The organism is Algibacter marinivivus (assembly GCF_003143755.1).
GTDB classification, from domain to species: Bacteria; Bacteroidota; Bacteroidia; order Flavobacteriales; family Flavobacteriaceae; genus Algibacter_B; species Algibacter_B marinivivus.
In genome coordinates this window covers 1,813,745-1,830,062 of sequence record NZ_QFRI01000001.1, presented here as the reverse complement: position 1 = coordinate 1,830,062, position 16,318 = coordinate 1,813,745, and the positions used below count along the sequence as shown (strand labels likewise).

Annotated in this window: 10 protein-coding genes; 1 reads left to right on the top strand and 9 read right to left on the bottom strand. The window is 32.4% G+C overall.

The features are described 5' to 3' along the window. Nucleotides 1–66: 66 nt before the first annotated feature. Nucleotides 67–2,172 carry a bifunctional aldolase/short-chain dehydrogenase gene (locus DIS18_RS08095; protein WP_109352475.1) on the bottom strand — a complete coding sequence of 702 codons (2,106 nt, stop codon included), beginning with the start codon at nucleotides 2,170–2,172 and terminating at the stop codon, nucleotides 67–69. Nucleotides 2,173–2,735: 563 nt separating this feature from the next. Here DIS18_RS08095 and DIS18_RS08090 point away from each other — a divergent pair. Then, nucleotides 2,736–3,782, top strand: coding sequence for a GntR family transcriptional regulator (locus DIS18_RS08090; protein ID WP_109352474.1), 1,047 nt, complete (start codon nucleotides 2,736–2,738; stop codon nucleotides 3,780–3,782). A gap of 93 nt (nucleotides 3,783–3,875) precedes the next feature. Here DIS18_RS08090 and DIS18_RS08085 read toward each other — a convergent pair whose 3' ends face one another. From DIS18_RS08085 to DIS18_RS08050, 8 genes are all read right to left on the bottom strand, one after another. Next, nucleotides 3,876–5,441, bottom strand: a complete 1,566-nt coding sequence (locus DIS18_RS08085) for an endo-acting ulvan lysase-like protein (protein WP_483860582.1) — start codon at nucleotides 5,439–5,441, stop codon at nucleotides 3,876–3,878. Nucleotides 5,442–5,455: 14 nt separating this feature from the next. Next, nucleotides 5,456–6,376 (bottom strand): hypothetical protein, encoded by a 921-nt coding sequence (locus tag DIS18_RS08080; RefSeq protein WP_146191810.1) that lies wholly within the window; start codon nucleotides 6,374–6,376, stop codon nucleotides 5,456–5,458. Between the two features lie 33 nt (nucleotides 6,377–6,409). Beyond that, nucleotides 6,410–7,843, bottom strand: coding sequence for a sulfatase family protein (locus DIS18_RS08075; RefSeq protein WP_109352471.1), 1,434 nt, complete (start codon nucleotides 7,841–7,843; stop codon nucleotides 6,410–6,412). Between the two features lie 3 nt (nucleotides 7,844–7,846). After that, a complete protein-coding gene (locus DIS18_RS08070) occupies nucleotides 7,847–9,283 on the bottom strand; it encodes a sulfatase (protein ID WP_109352470.1) in 1,437 nt (478 codons plus the stop codon). A 15-nt stretch (nucleotides 9,284–9,298) separates the two neighbouring features. After that, the gene (locus DIS18_RS08065) at nucleotides 9,299–10,759 is read right to left on the bottom strand and encodes a sulfatase family protein (RefSeq protein WP_109352469.1); all 1,461 of its coding nucleotides are present in this window, start codon (nucleotides 10,757–10,759) and stop codon (nucleotides 9,299–9,301) included. Between the two features lie 16 nt (nucleotides 10,760–10,775). Then, nucleotides 10,776–13,331 (bottom strand): T9SS type A sorting domain-containing protein, encoded by a 2,556-nt coding sequence (locus DIS18_RS08060; protein WP_109352468.1) that lies wholly within the window; start codon nucleotides 13,329–13,331, stop codon nucleotides 10,776–10,778. A 118-nt stretch (nucleotides 13,332–13,449) separates the two neighbouring features. Then, nucleotides 13,450–14,973, bottom strand: a complete 1,524-nt coding sequence (locus tag DIS18_RS08055) for a sulfatase (RefSeq protein ID WP_109352467.1) — start codon at nucleotides 14,971–14,973, stop codon at nucleotides 13,450–13,452. Between the two features lie 12 nt (nucleotides 14,974–14,985). Further along, nucleotides 14,986–16,311, bottom strand: coding sequence for a sulfatase-like hydrolase/transferase (locus tag DIS18_RS08050; RefSeq protein WP_109352466.1), 1,326 nt, complete (start codon nucleotides 16,309–16,311; stop codon nucleotides 14,986–14,988). Nucleotides 16,312–16,318: the final 7 nt, after the last annotated feature.

Below are 16,318 nucleotides of genomic sequence, written 5' to 3'. Positions count from 1 at the left end.
AAATCTATGGAAGCTTTCTTTTTTTTACTCAACTAAACTAAAAACAATTACTATACTTTTTTAATTTTATCTTACAAATGCATTGGCCATTCCTCCATCAACATTGATAATATTTCCTGTAGATTTATCTAGAATACCAACTAAAGAGAATACACCATTAGCAATATCATCTGGCGTAATAATTTCATTTAACAAGTTTCTTTTTGCATAAAATGCTGGTAGCTCTTCAACTGTAATACCATTGGCTTTTGCTCTACCTTCTGCCCAAGCACCTTCCCAAATCTTACTTCCCACAATTACACCATCTGGGTTTACTGTATTTACTCGAACCTTATCTTTAGCCAATTCAGCAGCTAATAAACGTACCATATGTTGTTGCGCAGCTTTAGCAGTACCGTAAGCTACGTTATTAGGTCCAGCTACTAATCCATTTTTACTAGCAATTGCGATATAATCTCCTCCTAAATCTTGTTTACGAGTGATAGCTGAAAATTGCTTAGCTAAATCAAACTGACCTTTAACTAAAATACTTTGTAATATATTCCAATCTTTATCTGTTGTATCTAATAATGGTTTGGAGATTGCTAAACCAGCACTATGCACTACAATATCTAACCCTCCAAATTCAATCACTGCTTTCTTATAAGCATTTTCTATAGATTCTGTACTTGTTACATCACAAATTGCATAAGTAGATACATCTCTTGCATATGTTTTGTTCGCTTTAACAAGTGCTTCTTCGTTAATATCTGTAAGAACAACATTTGCTCCTTCAGCTGCTAGTTTATCAGCAATAGCTTTACCAATTCCGCCACCTGCTCCAGTAACTAAAGCTACTTTACGCGATAAAGGCTTTTCCTTTGGCATACGTTGTAACTTTGCTTCTTCTAATAACCAATACTCAATATCAAAAGCTTCTTGTCTTGGTAAAGATGTATATTCAGTAATAGCTTCTGCACCACGCATTACGTTGATTGCATTGATATAGAACTCACTAGCCACACGTGTTGTTTGCTTATTTTTAGCAAAACTAAACATACCAACACCTGGATAGATTATTATTACTGGATTTGCATCTCTAATTGCTGGACTATTATCTTTTTTACAAGTATTATAATAATCTACATATTCTTGACGATATGCTTCAAATGCTGGTTCTAATTTCTTTAAAATGGCATCAGCATCTGATAAATCTTCATTTTTATCTAATTTTAATACTAGAGGTTGAATTTTAGTTCTCAAGAAATGATCGGGACAAGATGTACCCATAGGTGCCAATCTTTCCAAGTCATTACTATTAATATATTGCATCACTACATCTGTATCCGAAAAATGACCTATCATTCTATTCTCAGAAGAACACAAACCTCTTAATAGAGGCATTAGCTGTGATGCTTTTTCTAAACGCTCCTCTTTTGGTAAACTTTCTACTTTCTGACCACCAAATACAGGACCACCTTCTTTTATTTTGTTTGTAATATAATCAGAAGCCATTTCAATAACTTCCAAACTATTCATATAACATTCATAAGATGTATCTCCCCAAGTAAATAAACCATGACTACCCAAAACAATACCTCTTATTCCAGGATTATCAGCCAAACATTTCTCTAATTGCAAGCCAAGATCAAAACCTGGTTTTTGCCATGGTACCCATCCCATTGTATCTCCCCAAATTTCTTTGGTTACTTGCTCACTATCTTTAGCTGCAGCAACTGCAATTAAAGCATCAGGATGTAAATGATCTATATGTGCAAATGGTAATAAACCATGTAAAGGTGTATCTATTGATGGTGCTTTACTGTCTAAATCGTAAATACAATGATTAAACAAGCCTACCATTCTATCTTCATCGTGTAAACCTTGGTAAACATTTTTTAAATCGCGTAACCTTTCTGTATATAATCCTGCTATTCCAGAACGAGTTAAAGTACCTATATCTCCTCCAGAGCCTTTTACCCACATTACTTCAACATCTTCATTCGTTAAAGGATCTTTTTCTATGGTCTTACAACTTGTATTTCCTCCTCCATAATTTGTAATTCTTAAATCCGCTCCTAAAATATTTGAGCGATATAAAAATAATTCAACTTGATTATCACCTAAAGCCAATGCTTTTGATTCATCCCATAAATAATCTACGTATTTAAAACTCTTAGTACTTTTCTCCATTGTTTTATATTATAATAAATGATGATATCAAAAATATATTTGAAAACACACTTTCCTATCCTGTACTGTACCGTAATTGTAAATATTAAGTTAAAAAAAACACTTTAATATTAATTATCACAAAATAAAACACTGAATTACAGTATCTTAATATTTTCACTAAATCTATATTAGCATTTCAAATATATTCTACAACAATGATTAATAATTGCCTTTGCTAATAATTAAGTTAACAAGGAATATGTTTTTAGATTTTGATAAGTATTGTAATAGTTAGTCTTTATCCCTTAAAAAAAAGCTCACTTTATATCACAGTTATTAAATATATCACATACAAATTTAACAAACAACATCTTGTAGCTTTTTAAAAAAATTAAAAAGCAAGCACTAGCCTTTTAGTCATTGTAGTAGAAGCTCATTATTGTTAAAAAAAAATACAAATACATTATACTTAATCATTATATTTTTTTATCTGAAGACCTTTATAGTATTTTAGTATATTATTTTCTTTTATTTTAAAGAAAAATCTTTACTTTTCATAAATTAAATTTTACTCTCAAAAAATGAATCTAATTAAGTACATAAAAATTGATGAAAACTCAAGGGTTCCAAAATACCAACAAATCATTGATTCTATAATAGATAATATTTCTTTAGGCAATTTAACTATGGACCAAAAGATTCCCTCTATAAATATGTTTAGTGAAGAGTTTTATTTATCAAGAGACACTGTTGAAAAAGCATATAGTATACTAAAAGATAGAAATATTATTACCTCAATTCGAGGTAAAGGCTACTATATATCTAGAACCAAATTAATTTCTAAAGTTAATATCTTATTTTTAGTAAACAAACTAAGCTCATATAAACTACGAACTTATAACCATTTTATAAATACAATTGGTGCAAATTCACATACTGATTTACATATCTATCACTGTGATGAAAGCTTGTTTTTAAATTTATTAGATAAAAACAAATCTGCATATGACTATTTTATCATTATGCCTCATTTTAAAACAGATCAATTAAAACATGTAAGCCATACTGATAGAGTTATTAAAGCATTAAAACAAATACCTAAAGACAAATTAGTTATTTTAGATAATATAAAGCCAAATATAAATAGTGGTCTAGTAGAAATCTACCAAGATTTTGAAAACGATATCTATTTTGCATTAAAAGAAGGATTACCAAAAATAAAAAAATATAAAAACATTGTATTAATCTACCCTGAAAAGGCAGTATATCCTTACCCAAGAAGGATTTTACATGGGTTTAGAAAATTTTGTGTTGAACATAAACTAGATTTTGAAATCCTAGACAAAGTTTATGATGATATGATTTTGAAAAAAGGCGATTTATTTATTACCATTGAAGAAGCTGACTTGGTTAACCTTGTAAAGCGAGTAAGAGAAGACGAGTTTATTCTCGGTGAAGAAATTGGTATTATATCCTACAATGACACACCACTTAAAGAACTTCTAGGAATTACAGTTATTTCAACAGATTTTAAGGTAATGGGAGAAACTGCTGCTCAAATGATACTAGATAAAACCAAAGGAAAAGTAAAAGTGCCTTTTAACTTTATTGATAGAGATTCTCTATAGAATGAGCGTTTCTGCTTTAAGTAGTATACATTCAAAATAACCATTGGATTTTCATATACTTGTGTGTAAATTAATCTAAAAATCAAACTATTTTCACCTACTCATTTCTTTGTAAAAGGTGCTATTCTCATTTGCTGTAATAATTTTGTTTTTATAAACAAGTTTTTGACCTTCGCCAATATAAATGTTTTGCAACTTCTGTTTTTCATCCAAAGTTATTATAGCAAAAGAGCCTTTAAAATAAAGACCTAAAGCTTCGTTTTTGAAAATATCTCCTTTTGATTGTGTGATAATGTATTGAATTATTTTTTTTGATGGTGTATTACTTTCAATTTTTAATCCTTTATAAATACCGTCTTGTTCTATTTTATTTACCGAAGAAATTGTGGGTTTCTCATTTTTATTAAATGGTTCATAAACCACTACAAATGGATTTTCCCATGCAGAACCATTGTTTCTAATTATTAATGTTGGTGTTGGCAAATTACTATACGGTTTTGGCGACTCAAAAGTTATAGGTGCTTTTACTTTGGTATATGTTCTGTTTTTAAAACCTGGAATATGTAGTTGCATAAAGACGCTTCCTGTACTTAATTTTTTAGTATTAAATGTCGCCTTAATATCATTATGGTAGCTTTTTGATGTTTTTACATTCTTAAAAAAATGCCAACCTGGATTCCTATATACTTTATTATGCTTCCAATTTGCATTTGCATTTGCTATATAGCGCTTTGGTGTTTTCTTAAAAGCCATGTCACTATTTTCAAAAACTATCTTATCACCTATATTGTGATACAGATAATCATGATATTCATTTGAAAGCTTAGATTTCGAACGAAACACATCCACATAATAACCTGTTGTTGGCGAAGTACGTATTAAAGCTAAAGTACGTTCTTGAGAAGCCTCTGCTTTGTCTCCTTTATTATCTTCAAAACTGGTTTGACTGAAAGAATGATATGGAGAAACTCCTTCTTTACCAACTTGGGGTTCCATAGAAATTAACTCAACTTTGTTTATACCCAAATTAACCCATCCACCTTCTCCTTGAGAACTTCCATTTACAATAACGGTATTGTGTGCTGCAAAAATTCTTGAATAATTTTCATGAAGATCTTTTCCGTATCGCTTTCTACCATGGTCAACACCTAATACCTGTCCTTCACCATACAATTCAATATTCATACCTTCAGCATGTCCATGTACCATGTGAGCACCTCCAACAAAACACATTAATCCATCTTTTGATTTATTAGTATTACTCAAGTTACGTTGCAATACAATACCTGCGTGATATACTCTATCCGTTCTTGGTAAATCAATCTTAGCGACTTCTTCACTAATATCATTGTCAAACCAAAACAAAGCTTCAGGATTTTCCCTATGGTATTTACCTTTAGTCAAGGCTCTTTTTATTAGTGGCGCAAATTTGTTTTGCAAATTTGGTAAACTATCTATTTTTGACAACACATAGGCATTTTCATAAGCTTCGTATGGTGCATGAGCTCTCCTATGTCCATCGCCCCACCTTATAATTTCATTATTTGGATATACAAAATAGTCTAACCTTGCTAGTGCATATAATATGTTTTGATATTTTTTTCCTAGTTTTAGAGTAGGGTCATACTTATTGACAACCAACAATAACTTTGCTAAAATTGCAGTTGAATGATTTAAATATTGTGATGTCTCAGGCCAAATATCTCCTTTTTTTTATAATTTTTTGCCATGACATTAAGAGCGTCTTGATTACCAGTACTATTAGTTAAAAAATAAGATAATAATGTTTCTCGTTCATTTTGGTCATCCATCGCTAAAGCATTATATACCAAACTTGGAGATTCCAAAACTGAATGATTTGAACCTATTTGCCCGTAATTGATTGTGATATCTGCATAGGTTCTACATACATCCTGAAGCTCATTTACAGGAAAATCTACTCTTTTATTTTTGATGATATTAAATACTCTACCTCCTTTTTTAAGATAAGAAGCAGTAAAGTCATAAATTAAAGGAATCTTATAACCTATAACACGTACTTCTCTAAAACCATCATAAGGAAACAGCCAACCTCCTCTACCATGCCAGTCTGAAAGCTTAGATTTTTGAACTGATTTTGTGAAAGAATATAGAATGCTACTTCCCACATATGCGTATTTTTCATCTTGGGTTAAATAATACATCAAGCCACAATCAATAGCCACTTGCAAGTATTTATCCAATAATTCCATATATTTCTTTTCTGTATCTGTGGCATTATCAAGATTTTTTTGAACTCCATTTTCTATATGATACGTTTTATAAAAAGGGGGAAAGCTATTTTTTTGACCTTTGGACCAATTAAAAGGTAATTTTTCTAAATAAGCCTTTGGATTCTTATTAAAGGATACAACCTGATAATCGGTTTTTAACTTTAGTTTAGTATAGATGTCTTTTGCCCAATCTTGAGTCTCTATTTTTTCAAGAACTTGACTTCGTTCTTCAGATGTTACTAAAATAAAAGGACGCTCTATAACCTGACTACTCATTTTAAAAGTAATGAGTAGCAACAATACTACAATCCTAAAATTTGATTTTAAACATTTCAATTTCATCGACATCATTTTTATAATATAGTCCAGTTCTTGTTACTTAAACCATTCTGTATTATATATCTTTCGCAATCTTTCTAGGTCATCTTTAAATTCAACATCATTAGTAAAATGAGTTGTTTCAAAAGGGTCTTCCTTTAAGTTTAACAACTGTTCTTCAATTTCATCAACGTCATAACGCGTATATTTCAAACCCTTTTTATCAACTACCATTTTACCAATTTCACTTTCTACACCAAGGGTCTCTCTCCAATCCACTTCTGCACCTTCAAAAAGTGGTCTTAAGCTTTTACCACGAACATCAGAAACACCTTTAATATTGGCATAATCACACACAGTGGGAAGTAAATCTAATCCATTAGAAACCAAATCTACTTCGTTGACCTGACCGGCAGGAATATGGCCTTTCCACATCGCCATAAACGGAATGTTTGCAGATTCTTCATATAAAGTAGACTTATGTTCCATACGATGACTTGCACTCATATCGCCATGGTCGCTTGAAAAGATGATTAGTGTATTATCTTCTTGCCCGCTATTCTTTATAGCATCTATAAGCACTTGTACTTCTTTATCCATAACCTCCGTCAAACGATGATAAGCATATCTATGACGCTTCCAATCGTTATCTGTAAAATGTTCTCTGGCATTTTTACGAAACGGTCTCGCATTAATTAAGCTTTTTACAGCTTTAGGCTCATCAATTTGAGGTTCGTAATTTTTTGGTAATGGTGGACAATAACTTGCATAAAATTCTTCTTCACTAACACCTTCTGGAATTTTCATTGCTTCATCTAAAGTTGCTAATTCAACTTTTGCACGTTTTAAGAGTATGGCATCATTTTTACTGGTTGCTTTTTCCCGTAAAGCCATGTAGCAAATATCATGTGGGTTTATTAATGAAACCACCATGAAATATGGGTTTTCATGCTTTTCACTAATAATTTCAGCGGCTTTGTTTACCAACTCACCTCTTTCGTCATCACTAAATTTATTAAAACCAAGTGCTGCAGGTGTTAAGGACTCTGGTAAATGCTCTTTGCCACCAAAATACAAGTCATAATTCGCCTTTTTCAGATAGGAAGCAATGGTTGTATTCTTCACTTCTTCAGTAACCGTCGGAATCTTCATGGACCCTCTATTTTCTCGAATTTCGTTTCCTTTATCATCTTTAAAATAACTTGGAAAGCGGCCTGTGATTAAGCTTACTCTTGCTGGCGAACACACAGGGTTGGTAGTATAAGCTCTTGTAAAACGAATACCATTATCGGCAATATAATCTAATGCTGGTGTTTTTAAATACGTGTTACCAGCATTACTCATCATATTAGCACTCATTTGGTCTACATATACATATATGATGTTTGGTTTTATTTCTTTAGTAGTAAGCGTCTTCTTTTCTTCGTTTTTACAACTAGTTATCACTAAGAAAAAGATTAAAAGACCTATATAATTTGATACGCTTTTCATGATTCAACTTTCTATTTTAAAAAAATCTTTTCCCCATTTTGCTCGCAACTCTTTTGCAAGTTGATTAACAGTTTCTTGATACTCCGGTTTTTCGGCCAAATTGTCGAGTTCTAATGGGTCTGTCTTATGATCAAACAGCATTCGTGCAAAGGCTATTCCATCGTCTTTAGTCCATTCGGTATAAAATAAGTCGCCTTTAATCAAGGTTACAGCATCTTTAAATTTGCTAACAGCCCAGTCTTTTTCTGGTATTTCTCCATTTAAAATTGGCATAAAGCTTTGGCCTTCAAGGTTCTTTGGTGCATCAAAACCAGCAAGTTCCACTAAACTTGGATAGATATCCACGTATTCAGTTATGGCATTTGTTTTTTGGCCTTTAGTTTTACCTGGCACTTTGATTATTAAAGGTGTTTTTAAAGCGGTCTCGAATGTGGAATGCTTAGACCATAATTTATGGTCTCCCAAATTCCAACCATGGTCTCCCCATAAAACAACTATGGTATCATCTTCTAACTCTAAGCGTTTTAATTCATCTAAAACCAAACCAATTTGTGCATCTACATAACTGACACAAGCATAATAACCATGAATCAATTCTTTAGATAAATCTTCCGTAAGGTTTCCTTTTTTTGGAACATTACCATAATTGCGTAACTCACCAAAATTGTGAAAGGCTTGTTTAGGTGTGCTTTTGGGCTGTACATAACTTTCAGGTAGTTCAATTTTTGCCCTATCGTATAAATCCCAATATTTTTTTGGAGCATTAAAAGGTAAATGCGGTTTCATAAAACCTAGGGCTAGAAAAAAGGGTTGTTTTTTATTTGCAAGCATTTTTAAATCTGCTATTCCTTTTTGAGCTATTTCACCATCAAAATAAGCGGTATCATCAACTTCTGCCATTTCAAAAGCAGCAGCTCCTGCAACAGCTAAATTTGCATCTCCATTTTCAATTCTGTTTTTTTCTAATTGATAGTCGCGAATATTTCCTTTTGGGAACCAAATATTATCCCAAGCTAAACTATCATCATTTCTTTTATGATATATCTTTCCGTTAGAAATCGTAGTGTATCCATTTTGCTTGAAAAAATTAGGTAATGAAACTGCCTGAGGTGCATCTTTATCTGCCCTTGTACTGTAATTTATAAAACGATGTCTTGTCGGACGTAAACCCGTAAGCAAACTCGCTCTTGACGCACCACACACAGGTATGTTACAATACGCCCTATCAAAGACTAAACTTTCATCAGCTAACTTATCGAGATTTGGGGATTGCATATGATTAGCACCATAAAAATTAAGTTCAGGGCGTAAGTCATCAACGGCAATAAACAAGATGTTCATTGGTTGTTGTTCTTTAGTGGCTATGGTTGTTTCTTTTTCATTTTTACATGAAGTAAAAAGAATTGCTAAACCTATTGCGAGATTGAGAAATCTATTCATTTTGAAAGTATTTTTTTACCAGTGTTGAATAACTATATAATCATCTTTAGTAAGTGTGTTTTTTATGGAATCTGGTATTTGTCGTCTTGGTGTATCTTGATCTAGCTTAAATCCTTTTTTTCCTTTAGGTGTGATAATTGGCATATTGCCAAGTTCTTCATTTAAAATATCACCTTGCTCATTCATCCACACAAACAAGTCTTTTACCAACCTTTCTTTTACAGCTTTCAATTCTGAATTATTAGCCAAATTCTGTTGCTCAAAAGGGTCATTTTCTAAATCATATAATTCCTCGAATGGTTCGTTCTTAAATGCTTGAGCACCTCTTTGTATGAAGTAATCTACATTAGGTTTTCCTGTTAAATTTTGTTCAACAACTTCTATTGAATTAAAATTTCGAATGTATTTGTAACGTTGATTGCGAACCATTCTTGAAGGAAACACTTCAGAATTCAAAATATTTTGATTGGTTCTTACGCCATAAACGTATTGATTTACCTCAACATCTTCGCCTTGTAAAATGGGTAAAAAGCTTTTTCCATCCATACCATCTGTTGACTTCCCTCCTGCTATGTTCATAAATGTTGGGAGAACATCGGTATAATGAATGAGCTGATTTGAAGTCGTCCCAGGTTTAATCACTTTTGGCCAACGTGCTACAAACGGCACTTTTAAACCAATGTCTTTTACCGTGAATTTTCCCGAAACCCCATGATCTGCACTGTAAATAAATAAGGTATTATCATCTAAATACGTATCAACCATTTCTAAGACCTTTTCTATTTGCGTGTTATCTTCCTCAATACTTCGGTAATAACCTGCTTTAGATTTTACATATGCTTTATCCTTCTTTTTGTGTTCATTAAAAGGATAAAACTTGATATCATCAGCATTTGGGTTTTCAACATCAAAATACTTCCCATGAGGATATTTTGACGTAATAAACATACAAAATGGCTTTTTGGTCGCTTTGAAATAACCTTCTATACTGTCTAAAGGAATATAATCTCTAGGTACATCTTTTTTAGGAACGGGCTCCCATTCTCTATCCCATTGATACACACTTGTAGGTTTAACATGGCTTTTGCCAGCTAAAACCACTTCATATCCCAAATTTTTCATTTGAGTGGTTACACTTTTTATATCAGGTCGAGTAGCTGTATGATTGGCAAAACAGCCATTTTTTAAAGGATAATTACCCGTAAAAAGCTGAGACCTACTTGGGGCGCAAATAGCCTGAGCGGTAAAAGCATTATTAAAAAGCATGCCTTCTTTTGCTAAACGGTCTACTGCCGAAGTACTTACTTTTTCATTACCATAGCAACCATAATCATATACATCTTGGTCGTCTGCTAAGTAAAAAATTAGATTTGGTTTTTTATCACCAGCCTTTTTTTTTTGTGAAGTTGATGTATTGCAACTTAAAAAAAGAATAGCTAACAATATGAATATTGAAATTTTTGAAAAAACTTTCATCCTAATTTAATTTGGATTAATTAAATAGTATTTTTTTGTAAGCATTATTAATTTTAATGATATACATACCATGTGAAAAGTTAGAAATATCTATAGTTTCCCCTTTTCCAGATAATACTTTGGTTCCGGTAAAATTATAAACATCCCAGTTTTCTGAGTTCTGGTTTTTTAACGTAAATACACCACTTCTACTTGGGTTTGGATATACAGTAAAGGCTTTGCTTTGTTGAAAATCATCCACAGACAAACCATCTTGAGCAAATGTTGCTGTAATATTTAGGTTTGAATTTACTGTTATTGTTAACGGATTTTCTGTACTAACTATATCACCAGACCAACCTTGAAACACCCAACCCGCATCAGGATAAGCATTAAACGTAACTTCCTCATCTGTAAAAACAGTACCGCCAGAAGGAGAAACCACACCAGAACCTTCAATAATATTAGTAGTTATGGTATGCTCTTCAATTCCTGCCTTAAGTACTAACTCCAAACTACTAATTTCTACAGTACCGCCCAAACTTGACCTGTTAGCAACCTCAACATTAAAAGAATCAATGGTTCCATTCCAATCTGCATCTGCACTCAAATCTACAATATAGGTATTAAAGGAAGTTTCATTAATTCCTGGACGAAAACGACGCTGATTTTTTACACCATCTTTATACCAAACAAACCAAAACAGATCACTATCCGTTACGTTTTTAACATCAATCTTAAACCTATCAAAATTATCAATATTAAGTGATGTGTCATAAATCAGGTTTGGAAAATTACCACTAATAGTCATATTAATTATATCTCCAGCTATTGTAGTTGACATTTGAGATGTAGAAAACTGTTGAAAATCATCGTTAGTTGTCCATTTATATTGTGGCGTATTTAGTACCGTTACTAAATTAGTATTAGTCCTAAATTCGATTTTTTCAAATGCAAAAGAAGGGATTTCTGTATTCAAAGTAATTACAGACCCTGATTCACCATCTGTTCTGGCTGTTGTTTCAATGCTTTTCCAATCTGAATAGCTATGTGGATTTGGGTTTTGGTAAGCTTCATAAGCTGTAAATCCCTCTTCGGTTAAAATTCTATCTGGACTACCTTTATCATCAAATCCACTTTTTACAAAACTAGAATTTTCTATCAAAAAATTTTGAAGCTTGTTATTGTCTTTACTGTAAGCTATACTTCTGTAGTACAGCGTTGTCCCCTCTGGCAAACCTAACTTAAAAGATACGCTTACTTCCTCGTTATCTCTATAGTTTAACGAGCTGTTATTGTAATTGTACAGTAAAACATCATAGGCATCACTATTATCTTGTTTTGCAAAAATAGCATCAATGTCATTTGTTGTCGTTTCCGGTGAACCTGAAATATTGGTATCATAATGAATTTTAGTATTCATCGAGTTTAAGATGCTAATAGCTGGAGGGTCTTCAGAACCTGTTCTATTACCCCATCTATAAATTAAATCTAAACCTTTGTCTTTATTTTTATAATAAATGTTAGAAAAATACAATTCAACAATTTCAGAATGTGTTGTTTCTGCATTAATAAGTCCTTGGTCATCAGCACCATTCATAGTTGTAACAGTGGCATATTCCATTAAGTCAATAATTGCATTTGCATTCCATTTTGGGTGGTTTATTAAATCTGCAAAAAGTTTATCATATTTTATGCTCATATTACGCAAAGTTCCATTACCTAAAACCACGTAATCTGACACTCCCCAAAAATCATATCTTATATTATTATCGAAACAGTATTCTATCAATCCTTCAGCAAAAGAAGCAAAAGGTTCTCCTTTATAATTTAATATGGTCCCGTTTTTATATAAAAAATCTGGAGCTCTTGTATGTAAACCAATAACTGCATTTGGCAACACTGATCTTACTGCTTTTTCGGTATTTTCAAAATGCTCAATAAAATCTTGCTTGGTTCCAAACCAATGATCGGGAGTTTCTATTTCCGACCCCACTCTAAAACGCCATGATAATACTTTTTCTTCACCATAAGTATTCACCAACTCGGTCATTAACGCTTTTATATAATCATGATACGCTTGCTTATTGGCTGGAGGTAAAGAATTTCCATAAATAGATATTTGCTCGTCTTCACGAAAATTAATATTGTCTCTTGTTCCTTCAGGTATAAAAGTGTAACCATGTTGAAAAGCCCAAGGTGGTTGATCTAATACAATTTGATGAATTTCTGTTTGAGAATTTATAATCTTATCTAATCTATCAATAAGACGTTCAAACCTATACACATAAATATTGTTTATTGAATCATATAAACAGGTATCAAAATCTAAGTCTTTAACATTTTGTCCATTTACAGTCTTTTTAATTCCACCAATCATCCTAACTATATTCATCTTTATTCCTGGACGAATATTAGAACCATTCTTTGGACTAATACGATTAGCAATAGACCATATATTATGTAAAGGCGTATTTTGCTTAGTATTATCTGTAAAATCAGTAGAGAGTGTGACTTGTGCATCAATATTTAATAAGCCAAAAAGCAAACCTATTAATACTAAACTTGTTTTAATATTTACTCTAGACAACATCTATTTATTTTTGAATTGTAACTTATTTGATATAATTATGCAATATAATTGTATTTACAATCAAAAGTGTCCTGAAGTGTCCTGCAACTAAATTTGGTTTTTGAAGAATAAAAATAGACTATCTATCTACCTCAATCACTTTCACAGGTTCATATCCAGTAACATTACCCCGGTTTTTTTGTTCTACAAAATATGGTTGAAACGTGTAATTTGATTTTTCATCCCATTTTGAATTCTCTTTTGGTAAAAGCGCTTTTAAAGTTGCTAACTTACTTTTGTACTTAGGATTACTAGCTTCATTAGTCCATTCATTCGGGTCTTTACTATGATCATAAAACTCTTCTGTACCATCTTCATAGCGTATGTACCTGAACCCATCTTTTTTTATAGCATGGTTATTCATCGCAAAAGTAGTTAAGGCATAAGCATCTTGAATTCCTTCATCTTTTTGCATCATCGTTACTAAACTTTTCCCTTCATTTCTTTTATAAGCAGGCAATCCACTCAATTCTAATAAGGTTGGATAAATAGATAGCATTTCTACAGGTGCAGTAATTTTCTTTCCTTTTGGCAAATTGGGACCAGCGAACATTAACGGTGCTTTAGTAGCTGTTTCCCAAAGTGCGTGTTTTGCAAAAGTGCCTTTTTCCCCTAAACGATAACCATGATCGGACCACAAAACAATAATAGTATTGTCTGCATGCTTACTACTTTCTAAAGCATCTAAAACACGACCTAATTCGTAATCTACATAACTGATACATGCCAAATAAGCTTGTACAATCTTTTTCCACTCTCCACTTTCCTTTGCCCATTCTGTTGATGGCATCATCGGTAAATCATTAATTTGTAAACCAACATTTGGAATATCGTTTAAATCATCAGATTTGTATGGAGGCGTTTCTATTTTATTTAAAGGATACATATCGAACCATTTTTGTGGTACATACAAAGGCACGTGTACACGTAAAAAACCAAGTCCCATAAAAAACGGTTTATCGTAATTTCTTTGCAATCTTTCTGTAACCCAATTTACAGATTGATGATCTGGCATTAAGGTATCGCTTTCTGGAAAAGCTCCCCAATCTGTGCTTGTTCTTCCATGTGTTCCTCTAATACCTTTTCCAAAACCATCCCAAACAAATCGCTTTTTGGGATATGGCCCAAAACCTTTTACACGTCCTCCTGATTCATTAAACACACTGTCTGGTGCATGAATATGAAATAGCTTGCCAATTCCCATGGTATGATACCCATTTTGCTGAAAATATTCTGGTAAAAAAGTAATATCCTTAGTTGCTGAATTTCCCTCTCTTCTAATTTCGTTATCAGGGGTCATTCCGTAAATTCCAGTAGTAGATGGACGTAAACCTGTCATTAATGAAGCTCTTGAAGGACCACAAAGTGGCGCCTGTACATGGGCATTTGTAAAAGTAACTCCCATTTTTGCCAACCTATCAAAATTTGGTGTTTTTACGTTTGAAAAATTGTCAATAGGCCCTATCATAGTGTTCAAGTCATCAACAGCTATAAATAAAACATTTGGCTTTGGCGTTTCATCTTTTACTACATTCTTTTTTTTATTATTACAAGAAAAAACAAATGTCAATACCACCAATAATATCAAGTGTATTTTATTCATAATACGTGCTTTTTATTCAGCTCTAAATGCTGCAATTTTCCCTTGTAAATCTTTAACAATTTCAGGATGACTTTCTGCCAAATTATTTTTTTCGAAAGGATCTTCATCAATATTGAATAATTGAATTTTCTCCTTTGCCTTTCTAACCGGATCTGGAACAATTATTTTATATGGAGGAAAAATAGCCATATTGTAAAACATGCTATTCTCTACAGTATCAAAATCATGCGCGTATACTTCTCCAAAAATTCCTTCTCGTTTATCCAAAGTTTCTTTATTTAAAACACTAACTCCTGGTAGGTTTTCAGGTTTTTCTATATCTAAAACATCTAAAACTGTCGGTATCATATCTATACTACTTACAACGGTTTTTGTATCCATTTTAGGTTTTATTTCACCTGCCCATTTATACATAATTGGTGTTCGTATTCCCATATCATAAGGTGCACGTTTAGAGTCTGACATATAACCACTTTTATCAGGATTTTGTCTCCAACCATTATCACATACATACACAAATAACGTATTTTCTGTTAAGCCTTTATCTTCAATTAAATCAAATAATTGGCCACAAGTCTCATCAAACCACTCTATCATTGCCCAATATTTTGCTAAATGCTCAGAGTCTGTTTTCTTTTTATATTTTTCAAATAAATGTTGTGGTGGGTTATGAGGTCTGTGAGGTAAAAATGGTGCATACCATAAGAAAAATGGCTTTTTTTCTTTTAGTGCCAAGTCTACATAGTTACTAATTGTATCTAAACCTTTTCTACCAATTTCTAAACCGTAATCCCCATGACGTCCACCTCGTTTCGGGTCTCCATGTGTCATACCATAATCAAAACCTCCAATTTTGTGGTTACCATGCCACCATTTTCCTGTTTGAAAAGACAAATAGCCTTTTTCTTTAAGCATATCTGGAAGTGTAGTTTGCTTTTCAAAAGCCGAAATAACAGGCTTATATGCTTCGGCTCTTTCTTTTCCACGGATATTTCCACGCTCATAGACCTTATCATTCCCTAAAATTCCATGATCTTTAGGGTACAAACCAGTAATTATAGTGGCTAATGAAGGTGAACACAAAGGCGTAGGTACATAGCCTTTTGTGAAGGTTAAACTTTCTGAAGCAAATTTGTCTATCCTTGGAGTTTCTATATTTTGATCTCCCATGAAACTATAATCTGTCCACGACTGGTCATCTGATAAGATGAATACAATATTTGGTGGCGTTTGAGTTTCTACTGTATTTTTAATTGTATTCTCTTTTGTCTTATTCCCACAAGATAAAACCGAACTTATAATTAAGGTATTAAAGAGTAGTAGTTTTATTATTTTCATTTTTAGT

What these genes read in the sequence shown, in the direction of transcription:
- DIS18_RS08095 (WP_109352475.1), bottom strand. Translation starts at nt 2,172, where the DNA reads ATGGAGAAAAGTACTAAGAGTTTTAAATACGTAGATTATTTATGGGAT.
- DIS18_RS08090 (WP_109352474.1), top strand. Translation starts at nt 2,736, where the DNA reads ATGAATCTAATTAAGTACATAAAAATTGATGAAAACTCAAGGGTTCCA.
- DIS18_RS08080 (WP_146191810.1), bottom strand. Translation starts at nt 6,376, where the DNA reads ATGAAATTGAAATGTTTAAAATCAAATTTTAGGATTGTAGTATTGTTG.
- DIS18_RS08075 (WP_109352471.1), bottom strand. Translation starts at nt 7,843, where the DNA reads ATGAAAAGCGTATCAAATTATATAGGTCTTTTAATCTTTTTCTTAGTG.
- DIS18_RS08070 (WP_109352470.1), bottom strand. Translation starts at nt 9,283, where the DNA reads ATGAATAGATTTCTCAATCTCGCAATAGGTTTAGCAATTCTTTTTACT.
- DIS18_RS08065 (WP_109352469.1), bottom strand. Translation starts at nt 10,759, where the DNA reads ATGAAAGTTTTTTCAAAAATTTCAATATTCATATTGTTAGCTATTCTT.
- DIS18_RS08060 (WP_109352468.1), bottom strand. Translation starts at nt 13,331, where the DNA reads ATGTTGTCTAGAGTAAATATTAAAACAAGTTTAGTATTAATAGGTTTG.
- DIS18_RS08055 (WP_109352467.1), bottom strand. Translation starts at nt 14,973, where the DNA reads ATGAATAAAATACACTTGATATTATTGGTGGTATTGACATTTGTTTTT.
- DIS18_RS08050 (WP_109352466.1), bottom strand. Translation starts at nt 16,311, where the DNA reads ATGAAAATAATAAAACTACTACTCTTTAATACCTTAATTATAAGTTCG.